Source organism: Pacificispira sp. HM-600 (assembly GCF_977993705.1).
The window spans coordinates 946499-967238 of the sequence record NZ_OZ388079.1; the positions used below are offsets into that span (position 1 = coordinate 946499).

Below are 20740 nucleotides of genomic sequence, written 5' to 3' on the forward strand. Positions count from 1 at the left end.
CGGGGGCCGGGCTTGCGAAACCACTTCGGAACCGGCTATGGGCTCGGGACTGGGCGTCCTCGCGCGTAGGCGTCAGGGGATGACGCGGGCGCCCGGCACGGGGCCGTGGGCGCTGAGGGCGACGTGGCCCGAGGCCGAGAGCGCGACGCACACATCGAGAGCCGCCTCGGCATCGGCGCAGAGGAACGCCGTGGTCGGGCCGGACCCCGAGACGATTCCCGCGAGGGCCCCCGCGCGCTCACCTTCCTCGATGCGCGCCACGAGATCCGGGCGCAGATTCTGGGCCGCGACCTGAAGATCGTTGCGGAGCGCCGCCGCGAGCCGGATGGGATCGCCCGCGCGGAGCGCGTGCAGCACGTCCGGGTCGACCACGGGCTGGCGAGCCGCCGGGGCGATGTCGGTCTGGGCTCGCTCGCGATGCGCATCGAGTTCGGCATATACCTGCGGAGTCGACAGGCCGCCGTCATCCGTCACGAAGACCCACTCGAATCGCCCGCGCGCGAGAGCGGGGCTCAGCTCGGCGCCCCGCCCCGTACCGATGGCCGTGCCGCCCTGCAGTGCGAAAGGAACATCGGCCCCGAGCCGTGCGGCCAGCCCCTGCAACTGCGTGGTTGTGAGTCGCGTGTCCCACAGCGCGTCACACGCGACGAGGGCCGCGGCCGCATCGGCCGAACCGCCGCCCATGCCACCCGCCACGGGCACACCCTTGCGGATCTCGAGATGCACACCACCGTCGTAACCCGTCTTGCTCGCGAGTAACCGTGCGGCGCGAAGGGCGAGGTTCCGATCGTCGAGTGGGACGCCGGAAGTATCGACGGGGCCGTGCACCGAAATCGAGAACTCATCGGATGCGGTGGCCCACACATCCTCGAACAGTGACACGGCCTGAAAGGCCGTCGCCAGCTCGTGGTAACCGTCGTCCATGACCCGGCCGACCTCGAGGAAGACGTTCACCTTGCCCGGCGCGCGCACGTGCACGCGCGCCGCGTCGGGCAGCAGGGGGCCGGCGGTGCTCACAGGTCAGACGACTCCGCCCAGAGGTTGACGTCGAGCGAGTCCGACAGGGCGTCGATCTGCTCGAGTTCCTCGGTATCGAAGGCCGGTCCCGACAGCGCCGCGATGTTCTCGTCGAGCTGCTCGGTGCGGGATGCCCCGATGAGGGCGGACGAGACGACGCCATCGCGCAGCACCCACTGCAGCGCGAGCTGTGCGAGGGTCTGACCGCGTTCCTGGGCGATGACGTCGAGGCCCCGGAGCTTCGCGACGGCGCCGTCCGAGAGGCGCCCGCTCGGCAGCGAACCGCGCTTCTGCGCGCGCTCGGCCGAACCGTCGCCCAGATACTTGGAGGTCAGCAGGCCCTGCGCGAGCGGCGTGAACGCGATCGCGCCCATCCCCTCCTGGCGGAGCACGCCCGTCAAGCCGTCCTCGATCCACCGGTTCAGAATCGAGTACGACGGCTGGTGGATGACGAGCGGCGTCCCGAGCGAGCGCGCCACCGCGACGGCTTCGGCCGTCCGCTCCGCGCTGTACGACGAAATGCCGACGTAAAGCGCCTTGCCCTGACGCACCAGGGTGTCGAGCGCACCCACGGTTTCCTCGATGGGCGTCACCGCATCCGCGCGGTGCGAATAAAAAATGTCGACGTAGTCGAGACCCATTCGCGTGAGCGACTCTTCGGCGGACGCGATCAGGTACTTGCGCGAACCGTGGTTGCCGTAGGGACCCGGCCATATGTCGTAGCCGGCCTTCGACGAGATGATGAGTTCATTGCGGTACGGCGCGAGGTCTTCCCGCATCATCCGTCCGAAGTTCGTCTCGGCGGTGCCGTACGGGGGGCCGTAGTTGTTCGCCAGATCGAAGTGCGTGATGCCACGGTCGAACGCGCCGCGCAGGAGCGCGCGCTGGTTGTCGAACGGGATGTTGTCGCCGAAGTTCCACCACAGGCCGAGAGAGATCGGCGGAAGGTACAGGCCGGAGGTGCCGACCTGGCGGTAATCGGTGTTGCTGTAACGGTCTTCCGCCGCCACGTAGGGGCGGTGGAGTTCGTATGCGGGAGGAAACCTGACGCTGTCGCTCATCCGTCCAGGCTAGCGATGCCCACGGATCCCGGCGCTGCTTTGCGCAAAGCGGCGGCGATGCGCTCGAACTCGTCGATGCCGAGCTCTTCGCCTCGTGCCGTCGGAGCAACGCCCGCCGCCGTGAGGATCGCCGAGGCATCCGCAGCGCTCCCGCCGAGCACCGCAGCGAGCGCCTGACGGAGCATCTTGCGTCGCTGTTGGAATGCGGCATCGACGATGGCGAACACCGCGCGCCGGTCGTCGTCGCTTCCCCGCGGCTGCGCGTCGCGCTCGAAGGCGACGAGCACGGAGTCGACGTTCGGCACGGGCCAGAACACCTGACGCGACACCATTCCGGCCAGCCGCCATTTTCCGTACCAGGCCGCCTTGACGCTCGGCGCACCGTAGACCTTCGCCCCGGGGGGCGCCGCAAGCCGCTCCCCCACTTCCGACTGCACCATCACCACGCCGCGTTCGAGCCCCGAAAAGTGTTCGAGCAGGTGCAGCAGCACGGGCACCGAGACGTTGTAGGGCAGGTTGGCAACGAGCACGCGCGGGTCCCCGGGGAGCTCCGTCACCCGCAGGGCGTCGGCATCGACGACGGTGAGCGCGCCATCGGCTACCCCGTGTGCCGTCGCCGTTTCGGGCAGACGAGCCGCGAGACGATGATCGATCTCGACGGCGGTGACGGATGCCCCGGCCTCCAGGATCGCAAGCGTCAGAGACCCGAGCCCGGGTCCGACCTCGACGACCCGGTCGTGCTCTGTGACGCGGGCGATCTGCACGATCCGACGCACGGTATTGGCGTCGACGACGAAGTTCTGCCCGAGCTTCTTGGTGGGCGTCACGTCGAGCTCGGCCGCGAGTCGGCGGATCTCGGATGCGCCGAGGAGTGTCACCGACATGCGCCCAGCCTAGGCCGTGGGCTCCCGCGGATCGTCACACGATGTTCACATCGCGGCGGTCCGTTCTCGCACGGGAGCAGGTACGGTAGAGGACGAGTGGCTGGGGAAAGCCGCTCACGACGGGCATCTTTTGTCCGTAAGCGCCGATGACGTCGCTATCGCACTGGGGAAGAGCGAGACAGCTGGGGGACGTATGGCGATCGTCATTGAGACGCGCGCGCAGGAAAAGCAACGCAGGGGCGACGACGAGCGATCCCGCCACGGCGATCAGGCGCTCGCTCCGGTCTATCAGATCGCTCAGGCGCGAACACGCGCGGAGGTTCTTGCGCTTCAGGGCGCACCGACACCGGCACCGACACCGATATCCACGCCGGACCCCGTTTCGCTGCCCGAGGCGCTCGATCCGGGTCCGTCGTTGCCCGCGGCGGCGCCGTCCGCCCCCTCCGCTGACCGCGAGCCGGTCGATAGCCGGCTCGAGTTCGCCTCGCGCGCCGACCAACGCGCTCTGCGCACCAACGCATACGACCAGCACGCCGCGGCGCGCAGCGGCCCGACCCCGGTCATGACGCTCGTCGTCATCATCGCGACGATCGGCATCCTGCTCTACTCGACGTTCCTGCTCAGCCCCGCGCAGCGCGGTGATCCGATCCCGTACACGATGGTGATCATCGCCGAGTCGATTCTCGTCTTCCACGCCCTGCTGTCGATGTGGACGATTCTCTCCGGCGCTCGTGAGCCCCGCAGCTTCGCGTTCCACGACGCGGCGGCGCGGCTGCGCGGACCGGATGACCGGCTGGTGCTCGACGCACGCCCCGTCGACATCGACGTGCTCATCACCGCCTACGGCGAAGACCTCGGCGTCATCCGCCGCACGGTCACGGCAGCACTCGCTATCGAAGGCCGCCACCTGACATGGGTGCTCGATGACGGCCACTCCGACGAGGTGCGCGCGCTCGCCGCAGAGCTCGGCGCGCGCTACGTCCGCCGCCTCGAGTCCCACGGGGCGAAGGCCGGAAACATCAACCACGCGCTGACGCTCGCGAAGGGCGACTACTTCGTTGTGCTCGATGCCGACTTCGTTCCCTCGCCCCGCTTCCTGATCGAGACGCTGCCGTTCTTCATCGAAGAGAAGGTCGCGTTCGTGCAGACGCCTCAGGTGTACGGCAATCTCCACACGGTCATCGCGCGGGGTGCGGCGTACATGCAGAGCGTCTTCTACCGCTTCGTGCAGCCCGGTCGCAACCGATTCAACGCCGCGCTCTGCGTGGGCACGAACGTCATCTTCCGGCGGAGCGCGATCGACGAGATCGGCGGCCTCTACACAGACTCGAAGTCCGAGGACGTCTGGACCACGCTGACACTGCACGAGAACGGCTGGCGCTCGGTCTTCATTCCCGACGTGCTGGCGATCGGCGATGCCCCCGAGACGGTGGAGGCCTACAGCAAGCAGCAGCTGCGCTGGGCGACGGGCGGGTTCGAGATCCTGCTCCGGTACAACCCGTTCAGCCCGAAGCGCCGCTTGACGATGGATCAGCGCATCCAATACCTCGTCACAGCCAGCTTCTACCTGACCGGAATCTCGCCGCTGTTGCTCCTGCTCGTCCCGCCGCTCGAGATCTACTTCGATCTGCGCCCCGTCACCATGGAGCTGAGCGTCGCGACCTGGGCCCTGTACTACGCCGGTTTCTACGTGATGCAGGTCTTGTTGGCCTGGTTCGCCGTCGGTTCGTTCAAGTGGGAGACACTCACCCTCGCGACGGTCTCGTTCCCGATCTACACCAAGGCGCTCGCGAACGTCATCACGGGCAAGGATGTCGGTTGGCATGTGACGGGTTCGTCGACGAGACGTTCCCCGTTCAACTTCGTTCTGCCGCAGATGATGTTCTTCGTCTTCCTGGCCCTGACGACCGTCGTGGCAATCTGGCGAGACACACAGAACGAGACGTTCACGCTGGCCACCGCGTGGAACGCGACCAACACCCTCATCTTGGGCGCCTTCCTGATCGCGGTTTCCCGCGAGTCGCGCTGGATCAAGCGTCAGGAACCACGCGACCTCGCAAGCCTCGCACCCGTCTTGCCACCGATCGCGCGGACCGTCGTCTCACGTCCGAGCGGCGCAGCATCCGTCCGCCCGTCGGCCGTTGCACCGGCGCCGGAGCGCGCCAGACGACCGGGCGCGGATCTTCCGGTCCTGGTGCCGCCGGCTCTTCTGAGCCCGGCCGCGGCACCCGGGAAGACCACGCCGAGTTCCATGCCGTCAACGACCGCCGCGGTGCCCCGCACACGCGCCGAGGCCCGCCGAGCGCGCGCCGAAGCACAACTCGTCGGTGCCGGCATCGGTGCTGCAGCTGGAGCTGACCGATGACCTGGGGCAACAGGCTGCGCCTCGTCGCTGGACTGATCGTCACGTTCGCGATCGTCGCGGCCCTCACGCTGGTGTTCAACCAGCGCCAGCACCACGCGCAGAGCGCGAGCGCCATGCTCGTGTCGCAGCGTTATCCCGTCGGAACCGACTTCGGGGGCATCGTCATCGACCAGCTCGTCGAGGAAGGCGACAACGTCGTGGCGGGGCAGCCGCTCTTCACCGTGCGCAGCCTCGCCCTTCAACGTGATCTCGCCACCGCGGACGGTGACGCGGGCGCGGTCACCACGACCGCCGATATCGACGCGGAGGGCACAGCCACGCTCGTCTCCACCGTCGACGGCGTCGTCTCGTCCGTGGACGTTCCGCAGGGCGGATACGCGCAGGCGGGCGGCGTGCTCGCAACCGTCGACCGCGCCGGCAGCCTGTTCGTCGAGGCCCAGTTCGTCCTCACCGCGCGCGACTATGGCCGCATGGAGGTGGGGAGCAGCGTCGACCTCCGCCTACCGAATCAATCCACCCTCACCGGTGAGGTGACCGCCATCCAGGTCACCACGGTCGACGGTCAAGCTCTCTCGACGCTCCGGATCGAAAGCGACGACCTCACGGGCGCGTTGACGACGGGGCCGTTCCAGCCCGGTACTCCCGTCGAGGCGACCGTCGAGCTGCGCGACGACGGTCCGCTCGCCGGCATCACGGATGCCGTCAGCGACCTGCTGCGAAAAGTCGGCCTGTGACGCACGCGCTTCGCCGCGGCGGGCTCGCCGCGGCGAAGATCGGCGTGCTCGTGGCGGTGCTCGTAGCGGGACTGACTGCGTGTTCTCTTGTTTCTCCCGACGATGCATCCTCCGGCGAGGCGAACGGCGAAGCGGGCGCCAGTGCTGCCGGTTGGGGGCCACTCCCCGAACGCGAGCTGGCCACGGGCGTCACGATGCGTCTCGCCGACGGCGACGTCCCTCCGACGAACCGCTGGTACTCCGGCCTCGTGTTCGGTGACGAACCGACGGCCGTCTACCCGTACCCGCTCGCCTTCCGCGCCACGGGCTCGACGTTCTCGCTCGAACTGCCGGATGTCGCGGTCACCGCGACGACGATCGCGGCATCCGCCGGCGAAGGTCTGGCAATCGCGACCGAGGGTACGTCTTTCGTGGCCACGCGGTACGACCCGGTGTCGGTGACACTGGAGTACGGGGATGACGGCGGAGCGGTCGGCGAGGTCACCATCGCCGAAGGATGGCCTGTCGTGGGGTTTACCGCGGCGCGCGACACGGCCCTCTCCGCACCGACACCACTCGTCGCTGAGAGCGCGGGCACCTGGAGCGTGACGGCGAACGGACGAACCTATGGCGTGTTTGCGCCCACGGCCGAGGTGGACGGCTCGAGCGTGCGTCTTCGCGGCGGCGACAGCGCGCAATGGTTCGCGGTACCCGCGGACTCGACCATCGAGGCATGGGCGGACGCGCTGGGTGAGCCGATCGCCGGGGTCGAGACATCCTTCACCCTCGAGGACGAGACCGTCACCACCCGGATGATCTACGCCGACGAGGGATCGACGATCCTGGTGCCCTCGCCCGGACACCACGTCGACGATTCGTGCGGCCTCGGCACCTTCGACACGGCGTACGGAACGGCCATAGCCTGCGCAACCGCCGAACTCAGTCAGAGCGTGCCGCGACTGACACCCACCGCGTCCTTCGATCTGGGCGGCGCCGACGCGGAGGCGCGCGCAGAGATCGTCGTCGCCCTCCGCGAAGACCTGGCCGCTACGCCCCCGCTCCCCTCCGATACCTACGGCGGCGGCAAGGCCCTGGCGCGGATAGGCTCCCTCGCCTTGCTCGCGCAGAGCCTCGGCGAAGAGGACCTGGCTCGAGAGGGCGCAGACCGCCTCTGGACTGAAATGGCGGAGTGGATGGACCCGGCGGGCTGCGACGTGCGCGAAACGCGCTGCTTCGTATACGACCCGACGCTGCGCACCGTCGTCGGGTTGACGCCCTCGTTCGGCTCGGAGCAGGCCAACGATCACCACTTCCACTACGGATACTTCCTGTCGGCGGCTGCGGCGCTTGGCACGCTCGAGCCGGACCGGATCGAGACCCTGCGCCCGGTGATCTCGGCGCTCGCCGCGGACATCGCCGCGGGCGACGACGCCGCCCTGCCCTCCCTGCGACACTTCGACCCGTACCGCGGGCACTCGTGGGCTTCCGGGCTCGCGCCGTTCGCCGACGGGAACAACCAGGAGTCGTCCTCCGAGGCTGTCATGGCCTGGAACGCTCTCGGGCTCTGGGCTGAGGTGACGGGCGATGACGCTCTGCGGGATCAGGCGACCTGGATGCTGTCGGCCGAAGCTTTTGCCGCGCGAACCCTGTGGCTCGAACCCGACCTGTCCGGCATCCCCGGCGCCGCCGACTTTGCGCACGGCATGGTGTCGCTTACGTGGGGTGGCAAGCGCGACTATGCGACGTGGTTCAGCGCCGAGCCATCCGCGATCCTCGGAATTCAGCTGATCCCGGTGTCACCGATCGGGTACGCGTATCTCGGCGAGAATCCCGGGCGCGTCGATCTCAACGTCGCCGAGGCGGGCGGCGCGGAGGCCTTCGACGGCGCCCTGGGCGACTACGTGCTCGCCTACGCCGCACTGGGCACGGGCGACGCGGCGGCCGAGGCAGCCGAGGCTCTCGCCGCGCTCCCGGACTCCGCTATCGATGCCGGCAACGCGCGCTCCCTCCTGCTGGCGTGGCTGGCGGCGATCCCCGGCTGAGGGAGGAATCGCCCTGGTGGTGATGCGTCCTGCCCATCGCCCGCGGGGGTAATGTGTCGGTCGTGAGCACCGGAGCCATCCCCACGCAAGCGTTCTCGATGAAGAGCCCGTTCGGGCGCAGGGCGGTGGCGCTGTCGATAGCAGCGGCCGTCGGCGGCTTTCTCTTCGGCTTCGACTCCTCGGTCATCAACGGCGCTGTCGCCTCGATCGAGAACCAGTTCGGCCTCAACGATGTCGTGACGGGCTTCGTCGTCGCGATCGCTCTCCTGGGCTGCGCTTTGGGCGCGGTGTTGGCGGGCGTCCTGAGCGACCGCTGGGGTCGCCTGCGGGTCATGATGGTCGGCGCCGTGCTGTTCTTCGCGAGCGCGATCGGCTCGGGACTCGCCTTCAGCGCGATCGACCTCACCGTCTGGCGTTTCATCGGCGGCCTGGGCATCGGCATCGCCTCCGTCGTCGCGCCCGCCTACATCGCCGAGGTCGCTCCTCGGCAGATCCGTGGCACGCTGGGTTCCCTCCAGCAGTTGGCGATCACGCTCGGCATCTTCGGCGCCCTGCTCTCCAACGCCGTTCTCGCGGGAGTTGCGGGTGGCGCCTCGTCACAGTTGTGGTTCGGGCTCGAGGCGTGGCGGTGGATGCTGCTCGTAGAAGCCATCCCGGCGCTCGTCTACGGTGTGCTGGCGTTCACGATGCCGGAGTCCCCCCGCTTCCTCATCGCGAAGGGCCGCTACGACGAGGCGCGCGCGGTGTACGCACGACTGGTGCCCGAGGCCGACCTCGAGCAGACCATGCGCGAGCTCGACCAGAAGATCCAGGAAGACAAGAAGTCGCGGGGCGTATCGCTCCGCGGCAAGGCGCTCGGTCTCCAGCCGATCGTCTGGACCGGCATCATCCTGTCGGTCTTCCAACAGTTCGTCGGCATCAATGTGATCTTCTACTACTCGACGACGCTGTGGTTGGCCGTGGGCTTCACCGAACAGAACTCGCTGCTGATCGGTGTGATCACGTCCGTCACCAACGTCGCGGTGACGATCGTGGCGATCGTCCTGGTCGACCGCGTCGGGCGCAAGCCGATCCTGATGACCGGGTCGGTGCTGATGGCGGTCTCGCTCGGGACGATGGCCCTCGCGTTCGCCTTCGCCGAGACGGTGGATGGAGAAGTGTCGCTTCCCGGCGCGTGGGGACCGATCGCCCTGGTCGCCGCGAACCTCTTCGTGATCGGGTTCGGTGCTTCGTGGGGCCCGCTCGTGTGGGTGCTCCTCGGTGAGATCTTCCCGAGCCGCATCCGTGGCAAGGCGCTCGGCGTCGCGGCGGGTGCGCAGTGGATCGCGAACTTCCTCATCACGGTGAGCTTCCCGGCGATGTCCGGATGGTCGCTGCCGATCACGTACCTGATGTACGCGGTTTTCGCGGCACTGTCGTTCTTCTACGTTCTGTTGCGCATCCCCGAAACCAAGGGCATGGAGCTCGAGCAGACCGAGACCCTCTTCACCGCGGCGGCCGACGATCGCGCGGCCGCGAAGGCTGCCCGCGCGCGCTGACGTTTCGACTCGGTCGCTACGCGTCCTCACTCAACGACCGGCCCAGCCTCGGTCACTACGCGTCCTCGCTCAACGACCGGCCCAGCCTCGGTCGTTGAGCGAGCGCAGCGAGACGAAACGACGAGTCAGAATTCGCCGTACACAGCGAGGGTGTTCGACGCGAGCTGAGCGCAGAGCTCGTCGACGTCCACCGCGAGCTCGGCAGCCATGAACCGAACCGTGACCGGAATCAGGTACGGCGCGTTCGGGCGGCCTCGATGCGGTACGGGGGTCAGGAACGGAGCATCCGTCTCGACCAGGATCCGCTCGCGCGGGGTGACCGCAAGGGCGTCGCGCAGGTTCTGGGCGTTCTTGAACGTGACGTTGCCCGCGAACGAGAGGTAGTAGCCGCGCTCCGCGGCGATTCGCGCCATGACGTCGTCGCCCGAGAAGCAGTGGAACACCGTGCGCTCCGGTGCACCGACCCGCTCGAGGGTCTCGAGCACGGCTTCGTGAGCATCACGGTCGTGGATCTGCATCGCGATATCGTGCTTCTTCGCGAGCGCGATATGCGCCTCGAAACTCTCGAACTGCGCCGGCAGACCCGACTCGTCGGTGCGAAAGAAGTCGAGCCCGGTCTCGCCGATCGCGCGCACACGGGGCTGCTCGGCGAGTTCGTCGATCACGCCGATCGCCTCGTCGAGCCGGCCGGCCGCCGCGTACGCGGGAGCCTCGTTCGGGTGGATCGCGACGGCGGCGAGCACGCGCGGGTGCGAAGCTGCGGCCCAGGCTGACCAGCGGCTGGATTCGATGTCGCCGCCGGCCTGCACGACCCCGATTACACCGACCTCGACGGCGCGCTCGAGCTGTTCGTCGAGGCTCATGCCCTCGCCGTCCTGGATCTCGAGGTGGCAGTGGTTGTCGTAGACCGCGACGTTCAGCGGTTCGGGAGCATCCGGGTACCGGATGTCGCGGCGCCCCTCTTGCGTGCGCTCTCGCACGTACTGTGACGGGTCGCTCACACGCTCTGCTCGACGCGCGGAAACAGGGGCGCGAGACCATTGACGCTCGCGCCGGGACGGAGGACGCCCCAGGTTCCCGCTTCGCGGATCGGCTGGTCGCGCAGACGGCCGATGCTCTCGGCCGCGCCGAGCGCGATCCAGAGCTTCTCGGTGGACTCGGGAGTGACGGGCGAGAGCAGCACAGCGAGCGCGCGCAGGCCCTCGGCGGCCGTGTACAGCACGGTGCCGAGGCGCTCGCGTTGGGCGTCGTCCTTGGCGAGAGCCCACGGCTGGTTCTCGGTGATGTAGAGGTTGAGCGCGTCGACGATCGTCCAGATCGCGGCGATCGCCTCGTCGATGCGGAACCGCTCGATCGCGGCGTCGGCGGTGGCCGCGGCATCCGCGACGATCTTCTGCACGGCGAGATCGCCCTCGGTGTACTCGCCCGCGGGCGGCACGACGCCGGCGAAGTACTTCTCGATCATCGCGATCGAGCGCGAGGCGAGGTTGCCGAAGCCGTTCGCGAGCTCGGCCTGGTACCGCGCCGACAGGTCTTCCCACGAGAACGACCCGTCCTGCCCGAACGCGATGGCCGAGAGGAAGTAGAACCGATAGGCATCCGAGCCGAACACATCCGTGATCTCGGTGGGCGCGATGCCCGTGAGCTTCGACTTCGACATCTTCTCGCCGCCGACGAGCAGCCAGCCGTGTGCGAACACGCCGCGCGGCACGTCGAGCCCAGCGGCCATCAACATGGCGGGCCAGATCACGGCGTGGAAGCGCAGGATGTCTTTTCCGACCACGTGGTACGCCGGCCAGCGGCGCTCGAACGTCTCGGGATCCGCGCCGTAACCGACCGCCGTTGCGTAATTCAGCAGCGCGTCGACCCACACATAGATGACGTGCGAGGCATCCCACGGCACCTCGATGCCCCAGTCGAACGTGGAACGCGAGATCGAGAGGTCCTTCAGCCCGCTGCGAACGAACGAGATGACCTCGTTGCGCGCCGACTCGGGGCGCACGAAGTCGGGCTCGTCGCGGTAGAGCTCGAGCAGCCGGTCGGCGAACTCGCTGAGCTTGAAGAAGTAGTTCTTCTCTTGCAACAGCTCGAGCGGCTTGGAGTGGATGACGCAGACCTTGAGCCCCTCGAACGGGCCGGTGCCGTCGACGATCTCGGACTCGGGCTTGAATTCCTCACACCCGACGCAGTACAGCGCCTCGTACTCGCCCGCGTAGATGTAGCCGCGATCGTAGATCGCCTGCAGAAACGTCTGCACACGGGTCTCGTGGCGCTCCTGCGTCGTGCGGATGAAGTCGTCGTTCTCGATGTCGAGAGTCTCGAGCAGGGGGAACCACGACTCGGTGACGAGCTTGTCGACCCACTCCTGCGGGGTGGCGTTGTTCGCCGCCGCCGCGCGGATCATCTTCTGACCGTGCTCGTCGGTGCCCGTGAGCATCCAGGTGTCATCGCCCGCCTGGCGGTGCCAGCGCGCGAGGGCGTCGACCGCCACCGTCGTGTACCCGTGCCCGATGTGGGGCACGTCGCTCGGGTAGTAGATGGGGGTGGTGATGTAGAACGAACGGCCGGAAGTCACCCGTTGATTCTAGGCGGGACGGATGCGGCGGCTCCGCGGTGTGACGACAGCCGGGGCAGCGGGCCACGCCGTGGCACTCAGCCGGCGATGGCCGTCAATGCTCCGCCCGCGACAGCGCGCGCCACATCGGGTTCGACAGGTGCGACCAGCGCGATCCAGACATCCTCCACGAAAACGTAGACGAGCTGGTTGATGGATACTTCGTCCGAGAACGTCGAGGTGAAGGCCAGCTCGCCGCCGATCGTCGTCTCCGTATAGAGGGTCGAGGTCCGCAGCCCGTCGATGAGCGCGCTCTGCGCCCCGGCGCTGGTGCGGAAGACAAAGAGCGGGAGCGTGCTCTCCCACACGTCTTCGATCCACCACAGGCACGCCAGCGTTTCGTCGGCCCCCGCCGCTGTCTCGCGAGCGAGGGGTCCGGGTAGCGCCTCGAGCGAGGGCACCGTGGGCGCGAGGTACTGTTTCTGCCCCGTCAGCTCGCTGAGTTCGGCATCGGTCAGCACGTCACCGCAATCATCCGACACAGCGATCGCCGCGTCCGACGGAGTGGGTGACACGGAAGCGGATGTCTCGACAGTCGGCATCCCGCCCGGGCCCGCGTCACCGGGCTCAGGGACGCATCCGGCGAGGAGCAGTCCGGTAATCAGAAGGAGGGCGACCCCACCCCGGCGGCTCATGCGGGCCACGTTACTTCGGCTTCGCGTCGGACTTCGGCTTCGCGTCGGACTTCGCACCCAGGGCCGCCTGATACAGCTCGCGCGAGGCGTGTCCGGTAGCGGCAGCGACCTCGGTACACGCATCCTTCATCCGTCCGCCTGCGGCGACGAGTTCGAGCACTTGGGCGACGGCCTCGGCGAGCGGGGGCCTGGCGTTCGAGGCCCCACCGACCACGATGACGCACTCGCCGCGCACGCCACCCTCGGCCCACTCCGCGAGCTCGGCGAGTCCGCCGCGCTTGACCTCTTCGTACATCTTCGTCAGCTCGCGGCACACGGCGGCGGGGCGATCGGAGCCGAAGACACCGGCCATGTCGGCGAGGGTCGCGGCAATGCGGGACGGGGCCTCGAAGAACACCATCGTGCGAGGCTCACGCGCGAGCGCCGTGAATGCCGAGCGGCGCTCACCCTGCTTGCGCCCGGGAAAGCCCTCGAACGTGAAGCGATCTGTCGGCAGCCCCGCCACGGCGAGCGCCGTGAGCACAGCACTCGGTCCGGGGAGCGCCGTCACCGTCACGCCCCGGGCCGCCGCCTCGGCGACGAGACCGAACCCCGGGTCGCTCACCGTCGGCATGCCCGCGTCGCTCAGGACGAGCACGTCCTGCTCGGCCGCGAGGTCGATGATCTCGGCGGCGCGCTGCTTCTCGTTATGGTCGTGCAGGGCGATCAGCCGGGGGCGGTTAGTGATGTCGAGGCCCGCGAGCAGACGCTGGGTGGTGCGGGTGTCCTCGGCGGCGATGATCGTCGCGGCCTCGAGCGCCTCGACCAGTCGACGCGAGGCATCCCCGAGGTTTCCGATCGGGGTCGCGGCGAGGATCAGCATCCGGTCAGTTTCGCACCCTTACTCAGCACACCCGTAAATCTGAAAGGAACGACGCCCCCTGAACCGCCCGACACGCCGCGTTTGCGGGCCGCCGACCCCCTTCGTTCCTTTCAGATGTACGTAGGCCCGTTGCGCCGGACATCACCGTCGGCGCCCATAGGCTTGTCGCGTGCAGCCGGCCAGCGACCTCGACCCCGAACGCACCGGCCCCACCCCCACCGACCCGCTGCTGCCCCTCGCGCGCCCCACGGTGTTCGAACGCACGGTGTTCGAACGACTCGGGCTCTGGCTCCAGACCCGACCCGCGGTCGGTGGGCTCTGGCACTGGCTGGCACCCGCCCTGGTGACGCTGCTCGCGGCGGTGCTGCGTCTGTTCAACCTGGGACATCCGCACGCGCTGGTCTTCGACGAGACGTACTACGCGAAGGATGCCTGGACACTCTCCCGACTCGGCTACGAGTCGAAGTGGCCCGACGGAGCCGACACAGCATTCCTCGCCGGCGACACGATGGGCTTCCTCACGGATGGCAGCTTCGTCGTGCATCCCCCGCTCGGCAAGTGGCTCATCGCACTCGGCTATGGCGTCTTCGGCGCGGACACGGCCTGGGGATGGCGCTTTGCGGCCGCCCTTGCGGGTACCGCGGCCGTGCTGGTCTTGATTCTCATCGCCCGCCGCCTGACGGGTTCGACCGTCTGGGCCTGCATCGCCGGACTCCTTCTCGCCGTGGATGGGCTCGGGATCGTCCTCGGCCGAGTCGCTCTGCTCGATGGCTTCCTGATGCTCTTCGTGCTGCTGGCGTTCTGGTTCGTCCTGATCGATCGCGACAGGGTGCAGACCCGAATCGCGCTCGCAGCATCCGGCGACGACCCTTCGAGCTGGGGACCGGTGCTGTGGTCGCGTCCGTGGATCCTGGCCGCCGGCGTTGCGCTCGGTGCCGCGACCGCAGTGAAATGGTCGGGCCTCTACGTCCTGGCGGCGCTGGGCATCTACCTCATCGTGATCGATGCCCTGGCACGACGACGCGCCGGGATCCGGCGGTGGCTTCCGGATGCCGCGCTCCGGCAGGGGCCCGTGACGTTCCTCCTCTTCGTACCGGTAGCGGCCATCGCCTACCTGACAACCTGGACCGGTTGGCTGGTCACCGAGGGCGGGTATGACCGCGATTCGGATGCGAATCCACTTCTCGCGCTCGGGAACTATCACCAGGCGATCTACAACTTCCACGTGGGCTTGACGAGCGGGCACTCGTACGCCTCTCCCGCCTGGCAATGGCCGCTGCTCCTCCGCCCGACGTCGATGTACTGGCAGAAGACCGACGCGGGCGTGGATGGATGCGACATGGCGGGCGGCTGCGTGCAGGCGATCTCGAGCATCCCGAACCCGCTGATCTGGTACGCGGGAGTCGCCGCGATCGTGTTTCTCGCGGTGCGTCTGATCTGGCCGGGCGCTGGACGCTCACGCGACTGGCGGGTGGCGTTCGTGCTCACGGGAGTTGCGGCGACATATGTGCCCTGGCTGCTCTACCCCGAGCGCACGATCTTCCAGTTCTACACGATCGTGATCGTGCCGTTTCTGATCCTCACCCTCGTGCTCTCGCTGCGCCGGATAGCTGGGCCATCGGATGCGCCGACCGACCGACGCACGAGCGGTCAGGGCGCGGTCGCGGCATTCCTGCTCGTTGCCGTTGCTGTCTCGGTGTTCTGGTATCCGCTCTGGACGGCCATCGAGGTGCCCTACGAGTTCTGGCGTTTGCACAACTGGATGTTCAGCTGGATTTGATCCGCGTGTCGGGTCCGGCCGTCCGCGGAGAATTAGGTAGCTTGCCTAGTAACTATCCGTTCTATGCACTGTGCTCTACGCACGTCGCATGTGCGCTCCGGGAGGGTCAATGGCACTCGTCGAACCGCCCATCGCGCCGTCACGGATGCGCACGGTGTGGGTATCGGTCGGGCCCGGTCTGATCGCGGGCAACCGCGGCGGGAACTTCCTGGGTTGCATCGACGAGGTGCTCGGGGGTTTTGTCGCGACCGATGCGCGGGGCGAGCCCGTCGGCCGCTATCTCGAGCTCAGCGACGCCAAGGCGGCACTCGGACGCCGCTCGAGCGAAACCTTGATGCGCCGCCAGCCGCGCATGGCGCGTCTGGGCTTGACGGCCGCGACCGGCATGGGCGTCGTCGCACTGAGCGTCGCGCTCGCGGCGGTCGTTCTGACAACATTCCGCTAGCACGCCAAGTATCTCGTTTATTTAGCTAAATACGGGAGCTAATCTGCCGTAGGCTGTGGGCTTCGCACGTTCGTCCATCGCTGAGAGGGGGCCCGCCGTGCCCGCCGACGCCCCCAGCGACCCACTCGACGCGCTCCACGACCTCGAGGCGGCACTGGCGAGCGAAGAACGCGAGTTGCGCGGCATCCTGAGCTTGGGTACCAACGACATCGTCGTCCTGCGCCTGTTGCTTGCCGCCGAGCAAGCCGACGCGCTCGTGCGGCCGAGTGAGATCAGCCGCACGCTCGCCATCTCAACCGCGGCGACGACGGCGCTCATCGACCGGCTCGAGTCCCGCGGGTACCTGGCACGCCGGCCCCACGAATCCGACCGCCGCAGCATCCGCCTCACCGCGACGATTCCGGATGACTCCCCCGTGCGCGCCGCCTTCGCCACCTCGCGCGGGCACCGCGCGGACGCGCTCGGCGGCCTCCAGCCCGAGCATCGCGATGCCGTCGCCTCGGCGTTCCGCCGGCTCAGCAGCGCCATCGCACCGAGCGAGTAGCGACTCTCAGTCCGACAGATCCCGCGGATCCGTCGTCGGAAGCCGGCAGACGAACGCCCGACAGTCGTATGCGGTCGGCCGCCCGTCACTGAGCGCCTTGCCCTCGAATAAGGAGAATCCCGCGCCCGCGAACTGCGCTGCTCGGTGCACCGGCACGATCGCCACCACGTCGGCGGTGGCGGCCCGCGCCGCACGCGCGAGGGGGTCGTCGATGTCATCCGAAACGACGACGATCTGTCGCGGGGCCGCCGCCAATCCCCCCGCGACGGCGAGCAGCGCACCGTAGCCGAGCGGCCGGCCGAACGCCTCGGCGACCCGTGAGGCAACGATTCCGGATGCTCGGGCACGATACTCCTCGCCCGCCCCGAGCAGCCAGAGGTCCAGGCACGCTCCCGCGATCGCCGCGTCACCCGAGGGCTCATCGCCATCCGATCCTTCGCCCGCCGCGGTGATCCCCTGCGCGGTCAGCACGGAGTCACCACCGCCGGGCGCCCGCACGGCGTGGGTTTCGGGATCGACACACAGATCGACGAGTGTTCGCGCGGCCACGGCGTACGCCGGCTCGGCCGCCGCGACCGAGAGCGCCAGCAGGCCCGATGCGAACTGGCCGTAGTCGGCCAGCACGGCCGGGGCGCGCGAGGGGATCTCATCGAGCGAGGCGCGGACGAGCGTGCCGTCCGCGCGCAGGTTGTTCTGAATGACGTCCTCTGCCGCGCGCGCAGCCGCTTCTATCCAGCGCGGCTCACCGAGGCGGGCTCCGGCACGGGCAAGCGCACCGATGGCCAGGCCGTTCCAGCCCGTGACGACCTTCCCGTCGACGGCGGGCGGCGACAGGCGTGCCCGGCCCGCGGCATCCTGTGCGTAGTACCCGCCCTCGCTCCGCTGACCCTCGATCACGGATTCGGAGTCCTGGGCGGCGCCGAAACCACCGGATGCCTGCTGCAACACATCGATCAGGAACGAAGCGATACCCGCGGCCACGGCGTCCTCACCCGCGCTGACGGAGGCGTCGAGCAGCTGCGCGTTGTCCGTGAGCATGCGCTCGTAGTGCGGCACCGACCAGTCGCGGCGCGTCGCGTAGCGGAAGAATCCGCCCTCGACCGTATCCCGCAGCGGCGACGCGGCCATCGTCTGGACGGTGCGCGCGGCGAGCGCTGCCGCCTCGGGTTCGACCTGCGCAAGGCCCAGTGCCTGCAGAAATCGGAGGACCGTTGCGATCGGAAACTTCGGGGCCTCCGCTGCGCCACCCGAGATGAAGCCCCCGTACGCCGGGTCTTCCGCCGCGGCGACCGCGCGCGCAGCACCCGCGAGATCCTCGAGCGTCGGAAGCGACCCGTCTACCCCGTGCGCCGCGGTGCGCAGAGCGTCGGCGATCGCAGCCGCCGTCCCTTCGACCTCGTCCCGCCGCTCGGTCCACGCCTCGAGAACCGCCGTCAGCACGTCGCGAAAGGCCGGAACCGGGGGCCGCGCCTCGGGCGGGTAATACGTGCCCGCATAGAAGGGGACGCCCGTCGGGGTCGCGAAAACGGTCAGCGGCCAGCCGAGGTGCGGCGTGAATGCCGCGGCCGCGGAGAGATAGGTGGCGTCGACATCCGGATGCTCCTCACGATCCACCTTGATGGCGACGAAACCGTCGTTCAGTTGCGCCGCGATCGCCTCGTCCGAGAAGGACTCGCGCGCCATGACGTGGCACCAGTGGCACGTCGAGTACCCGATGGACACGAGAACGGGCACATCCCGCCGCGCCGCCTCGGCAAATGCCTCGGGCCCCCAGGGGTACCACGCGACCGGATTGCCCGCGTGCGCGCGGAGGTAGGGACTGCGTGAGTCGTCGAGGCGGGAGGTCATCCGCTCTCCTTCCCGATCGATCCGTTCGTAATTCAGTCTCGCGGGTGGCGCCGACTCCCGTTCGGCCCGTCATTCCGGGCCGCGGACTCCGAGCCAGACCTCGCGGGACTGAATTGCGAACGCCCGCGAGGCCCACCCGGACCCGGCAGGCTAGTTGACGTCGTTCGGGTGCGCGCTCACTCGACCCGAACCATCGCCCGCGTCCAGCGCGTCGATCGCGTCCATCTCGGCATCCGAGAGCGCGAAGTCGAAGATGTCCGCGTTCTCGCGCAGTCGCTCGGAGCGGACGGACTTCGGGAAGACGATGAAGCCCTTCTGAATGTGCCAGCGCAGCACGACCTGGGCCGGGGTCTTGTCGTGAGCGACGGATGCCTCGTGCACCGGTGCGAGCCCGAACAGGTCGTATTTGCCCTGGCCGAGCGGTCCCCATGCCTCGATATGCATGTCGTTCTGCTCGCCCCACGCGACGATCTCGCGCTGCTGGTGTGCCGGGTGCAACTCGATCTGGTTGACGGCGGGAACCTCGCCGGTCTCAGCCACGATGCGGTCGAGGTGCGCGATCTCGAAGTTCGAGACGCCGATGCTTCGCGTCAGCCCGGCATCGCGCAGCTCGATGAGCTTCGACCAGGCATGGACGTAGTTGTCGGCCGCCGGGGTGGGCCAGTGCACGAGGTACAGGTCGACGTGCTCGAGTCCGAGCTTGTCGAGGCTCTCGCGGATAGCGGCGTTCGGCTGGTCACCGTCGTGGCGGTCGTTCCAGAGTTTGGTGGTGATGAAGAGTTCGTCGCGCGGGATGCCGGAGCCCGCGATCGCGGCACCGACGCCCTCTTCGTTGCCGTAGATCGCGGCGGTGTCGATGTGCCGGTAGCCGATGGACAGCGCCTCGGACACCGCCCGCTGGGTGTCGCCCGCGGGGACCTTGAAGACGCCGTAGCCGAGCTGGGGGATGTCGTGGCCGGAACGGAGTGCGATGGTGGGAATCGTCATCGCCCCAGCCTAGAGAGCGCGCCGACCTCGGGCACGGGGTTGACGGAGCAGGACCAGAGCCCTATCGAGGACCGAGCGGCGGCGGCGCCTCGAGACCGTAGATGTGCACGGCACCGGGACCGCCCGCGAAGAACGTGTCGAGCGTTGGTGGGGCCGCCACCGGCACCACGGTCACGAGGTCATCGGCGAACCGCGCGAGCTGAGCATCCGTCGAACTCGGCGAGCGCCCGTCGTCCCCCGCTGCGGCGCTCACAACGCCCGCGAGCTGCGTGTGCGCGCGGTAGCGCGGGTTGGCCGGATCGACATAGTTGCCGTAGGCGCTCCGCACCCCGAAGACCGCTCCGGAGCCCGCGGGCAGGATGCTGTCGCCAACCGCGAGCTGACCGTCGACGTTGAACGCGAAGCCGCCCGCGGCTGACGCGATCGATCCGGGCGCGAGGGTCGCACCGCATGACGGCACGATCTGGATGTCGATCCCGCCATCTCCGTGGGGCCAACGCGTGCGCGACATCGCGCCGCGCAGACGAGCATCGGCGTGATCGAGGCAGATTTCAACCGCGATGTCGGTCGCGCCGCCGGCATCCGTCCCCAGCCGCACGATCGCGTGAGCATCGAACGGGGCGCGCTTGAGGTCGCCGGCCGAGAGATCGACATAGGGATGCGCAGACATCTGCTCGGTCACGACGTCTTCGCGGCCGGTGACGTCCCAGAGCACGAGGTCCTCGGCCGAGTCGAAGACCTTATCGGTCGTGGCGGCGTGAGTGGCAAACGTCGCGCCCGCCGAGCCGAGCGGGGTGGCGCTCACGATCAGCGCGCGGTTGCGCACCTGGACGACCGGATGCGCGTGGCCCCACTGCAGGTAATCCTCGATCATGTCGAAGACCTTCGCGGCGTCATCCCCCGCGGCCTGACGGTAGCGGTGTGCGAGGTCGGCGACGACACCGTTGCGCACCGTGGTCGTGGCGCGCGAGAACACCTCGCGCGGGTCATCCGCGGCCGCGGTGACCGCGGTACCGAAGACGAACACCCAGTTCGGGTAGTCCTCCGGCGGGAACTCCGCGGTCAAACGCTCGAGGATGTGATCGACGGGGTCGGGCGCGCCCGTGGCGTGGAGGTACGGGCCCTGTCGCCCGTGCCAGAAGAACTCGGGGGCGACGAAGACGTTCAGCACGTCGGTCTCGCCCGTCGGCAGTGCATCGCGGGCCGCGTGCACGGCCGCGCGCATGACGGAGAGCCTGCCCCCGACATCCGCCGCCACGTCGCCGAGGCCGAGGTAGGTGCCGCCCATCGCGGACCCGCGGTCGGGATTGCCGAGGGGCACGATCATGGCCGGGGCGGTCGGAATCGCGTATCCGATGAAGCGCACACGCGCGAAACCCTCCGAGCCCATGCGGTCATCCTAGGG

General features: G+C 68.6%; 17 protein-coding genes. 7 read left to right on the forward strand and 10 right to left on the reverse strand.

Translation table 11 applies throughout. The features are described from left to right. Window positions 1-72 precede the first annotated feature (72 nt). From ACXZ1E_RS04430 to rsmA, 3 genes are read right to left on the reverse strand one after another with little or no spacing between them, the layout of a single operon-like run. Window positions 73-1017, reverse strand: coding sequence for a 4-(cytidine 5'-diphospho)-2-C-methyl-D-erythritol kinase (locus tag ACXZ1E_RS04430; RefSeq protein WP_458042211.1), 945 nt, complete (start codon window positions 1015-1017; stop codon window positions 73-75). Continuing rightward, window positions 1014-2078, reverse strand: coding sequence for an aldo/keto reductase (locus ACXZ1E_RS04435; RefSeq protein ID WP_458042212.1), 1065 nt, complete (start codon window positions 2076-2078; stop codon window positions 1014-1016). Before ACXZ1E_RS04435 ends, ACXZ1E_RS04430 begins: the two co-directional genes overlap by 4 nt. Further along, window positions 2075-2962 (reverse strand): 16S rRNA (adenine(1518)-N(6)/adenine(1519)-N(6))-dimethyltransferase RsmA, encoded by an 888-nt coding sequence (gene rsmA / locus ACXZ1E_RS04440; protein WP_458042213.1) that lies wholly within the window; start codon window positions 2960-2962, stop codon window positions 2075-2077. The genes ACXZ1E_RS04435 and rsmA overlap by 4 nt, the downstream gene beginning before the upstream one ends. A gap of 193 nt (window positions 2963-3155) precedes the next feature. On the opposite strand from rsmA, the gene ACXZ1E_RS04445 reads away from it, so the two are divergent. The 4 genes from ACXZ1E_RS04445 (at window position 3156) to ACXZ1E_RS04460 (ending at window position 9620) form a co-directional block, all read left to right on the forward strand. Further along, window positions 3156-5327, forward strand: coding sequence for a glycosyltransferase (locus ACXZ1E_RS04445; protein ID WP_458042214.1), 2172 nt, complete (start codon window positions 3156-3158; stop codon window positions 5325-5327). Continuing rightward, window positions 5324-6061, forward strand: a complete 738-nt coding sequence (locus ACXZ1E_RS04450) for an HlyD family efflux transporter periplasmic adaptor subunit (protein ID WP_458042215.1) — start codon at window positions 5324-5326, stop codon at window positions 6059-6061. Before ACXZ1E_RS04445 ends, ACXZ1E_RS04450 begins: the two co-directional genes overlap by 4 nt. Beyond that, window positions 6058-8082, forward strand: coding sequence for a glycosyl hydrolase (locus tag ACXZ1E_RS04455; protein WP_458042216.1), 2025 nt, complete (start codon window positions 6058-6060; stop codon window positions 8080-8082). Before ACXZ1E_RS04450 ends, ACXZ1E_RS04455 begins: the two co-directional genes overlap by 4 nt. 62 nt (window positions 8083-8144) lie before the next feature. Continuing rightward, window positions 8145-9620, forward strand: a complete 1476-nt coding sequence (locus tag ACXZ1E_RS04460; RefSeq protein ID WP_458352050.1) for a sugar porter family MFS transporter — start codon at window positions 8145-8147, stop codon at window positions 9618-9620. 125 nt (window positions 9621-9745) lie between these two features. Here ACXZ1E_RS04460 and ACXZ1E_RS04465 read toward each other — a convergent pair whose 3' ends face one another. From ACXZ1E_RS04465 to rsmI, 4 genes are all read right to left on the reverse strand, one after another. After that, window positions 9746-10621, reverse strand: a complete 876-nt coding sequence (locus ACXZ1E_RS04465) for a TatD family hydrolase (RefSeq protein ID WP_458042217.1) — start codon at window positions 10619-10621, stop codon at window positions 9746-9748. Then, window positions 10618-12195: a methionine--tRNA ligase gene (gene metG, locus ACXZ1E_RS04470; protein WP_458042218.1), complete on the reverse strand. Its 1578-nt coding sequence runs from the start codon at window positions 12193-12195 to the stop codon at window positions 10618-10620. Before metG ends, ACXZ1E_RS04465 begins: the two co-directional genes overlap by 4 nt. Before the next feature lie 77 nt (window positions 12196-12272). Next, entirely contained in the window at window positions 12273-12869 is a 597-nt protein-coding gene (locus ACXZ1E_RS04475) for a hypothetical protein (RefSeq protein ID WP_458042219.1), read from the reverse strand. 10 nt (window positions 12870-12879) lie between these two features. Next, window positions 12880-13731, reverse strand: coding sequence for a 16S rRNA (cytidine(1402)-2'-O)-methyltransferase (gene rsmI / locus ACXZ1E_RS04480; RefSeq protein ID WP_458042220.1), 852 nt, complete (start codon window positions 13729-13731; stop codon window positions 12880-12882). Between the two features lie 169 nt (window positions 13732-13900). Here rsmI and ACXZ1E_RS04485 point away from each other — a divergent pair, with 169 nt between their 5' ends. From ACXZ1E_RS04485 to ACXZ1E_RS04495, 3 genes are all read left to right on the forward strand, one after another. Next, window positions 13901-15511: a dolichyl-phosphate-mannose--protein mannosyltransferase gene (locus tag ACXZ1E_RS04485; RefSeq protein ID WP_458042221.1), complete on the forward strand. Its 1611-nt coding sequence runs from the start codon at window positions 13901-13903 to the stop codon at window positions 15509-15511. A gap of 109 nt (window positions 15512-15620) precedes the next feature. After that, window positions 15621-15956, forward strand: a complete 336-nt coding sequence (locus ACXZ1E_RS04490) for a hypothetical protein (RefSeq protein ID WP_458042222.1) — start codon at window positions 15621-15623, stop codon at window positions 15954-15956. A 97-nt stretch (window positions 15957-16053) separates the two neighbouring features. Further along, complete coding sequence (locus ACXZ1E_RS04495) at window positions 16054-16500, forward strand: MarR family winged helix-turn-helix transcriptional regulator (protein ID WP_458042223.1); 447 nt, start codon at window positions 16054-16056, stop codon at window positions 16498-16500. A gap of 6 nt (window positions 16501-16506) precedes the next feature. Here ACXZ1E_RS04495 and ACXZ1E_RS04500 read toward each other — a convergent pair whose 3' ends face one another. The 3 genes from ACXZ1E_RS04500 to ACXZ1E_RS04510 all read right to left on the reverse strand — a co-directional run bounded on the left by ACXZ1E_RS04500 (window position 16507) and on the right by ACXZ1E_RS04510 (window position 20725). Continuing rightward, window positions 16507-18348: a thioredoxin domain-containing protein gene (locus tag ACXZ1E_RS04500; RefSeq protein ID WP_458042224.1), complete on the reverse strand. Its 1842-nt coding sequence runs from the start codon at window positions 18346-18348 to the stop codon at window positions 16507-16509. A gap of 150 nt (window positions 18349-18498) precedes the next feature. Continuing rightward, window positions 18499-19335, reverse strand: coding sequence for an aldo/keto reductase (locus tag ACXZ1E_RS04505; protein ID WP_458042225.1), 837 nt, complete (start codon window positions 19333-19335; stop codon window positions 18499-18501). A gap of 61 nt (window positions 19336-19396) precedes the next feature. Continuing rightward, window positions 19397-20725: a hypothetical protein gene (locus tag ACXZ1E_RS04510; RefSeq protein ID WP_458042226.1), complete on the reverse strand. Its 1329-nt coding sequence runs from the start codon at window positions 20723-20725 to the stop codon at window positions 19397-19399. Window positions 20726-20740 lie beyond the last annotated feature (15 nt).

What these genes read in the sequence shown, in the direction of transcription:
- ACXZ1E_RS04435 (WP_458042212.1), bottom strand. Translation starts at nt 2,078, where the DNA reads ATGAGCGACAGCGTCAGGTTTCCTCCCGCATACGAACTCCACCGCCCC.
- rsmA (WP_458042213.1), bottom strand. Translation starts at nt 2,962, where the DNA reads ATGTCGGTGACACTCCTCGGCGCATCCGAGATCCGCCGACTCGCGGCC.
- ACXZ1E_RS04445 (WP_458042214.1), top strand. Translation starts at nt 3,156, where the DNA reads ATGGCGATCGTCATTGAGACGCGCGCGCAGGAAAAGCAACGCAGGGGC.
- ACXZ1E_RS04450 (WP_458042215.1), top strand. Translation starts at nt 5,324, where the DNA reads ATGACCTGGGGCAACAGGCTGCGCCTCGTCGCTGGACTGATCGTCACG.
- ACXZ1E_RS04475 (WP_458042219.1), bottom strand. Translation starts at nt 12,869, where the DNA reads ATGAGCCGCCGGGGTGGGGTCGCCCTCCTTCTGATTACCGGACTGCTC.
- rsmI (WP_458042220.1), bottom strand. Translation starts at nt 13,731, where the DNA reads ATGCTGATCCTCGCCGCGACCCCGATCGGAAACCTCGGGGATGCCTCG.
- ACXZ1E_RS04490 (WP_458042222.1), top strand. Translation starts at nt 15,621, where the DNA reads ATGGCACTCGTCGAACCGCCCATCGCGCCGTCACGGATGCGCACGGTG.
- ACXZ1E_RS04500 (WP_458042224.1), bottom strand. Translation starts at nt 18,348, where the DNA reads ATGACCTCCCGCCTCGACGACTCACGCAGTCCCTACCTCCGCGCGCAC.
- ACXZ1E_RS04505 (WP_458042225.1), bottom strand. Translation starts at nt 19,335, where the DNA reads ATGACGATTCCCACCATCGCACTCCGTTCCGGCCACGACATCCCCCAG.
- ACXZ1E_RS04510 (WP_458042226.1), bottom strand. Translation starts at nt 20,725, where the DNA reads ATGGGCTCGGAGGGTTTCGCGCGTGTGCGCTTCATCGGATACGCGATT.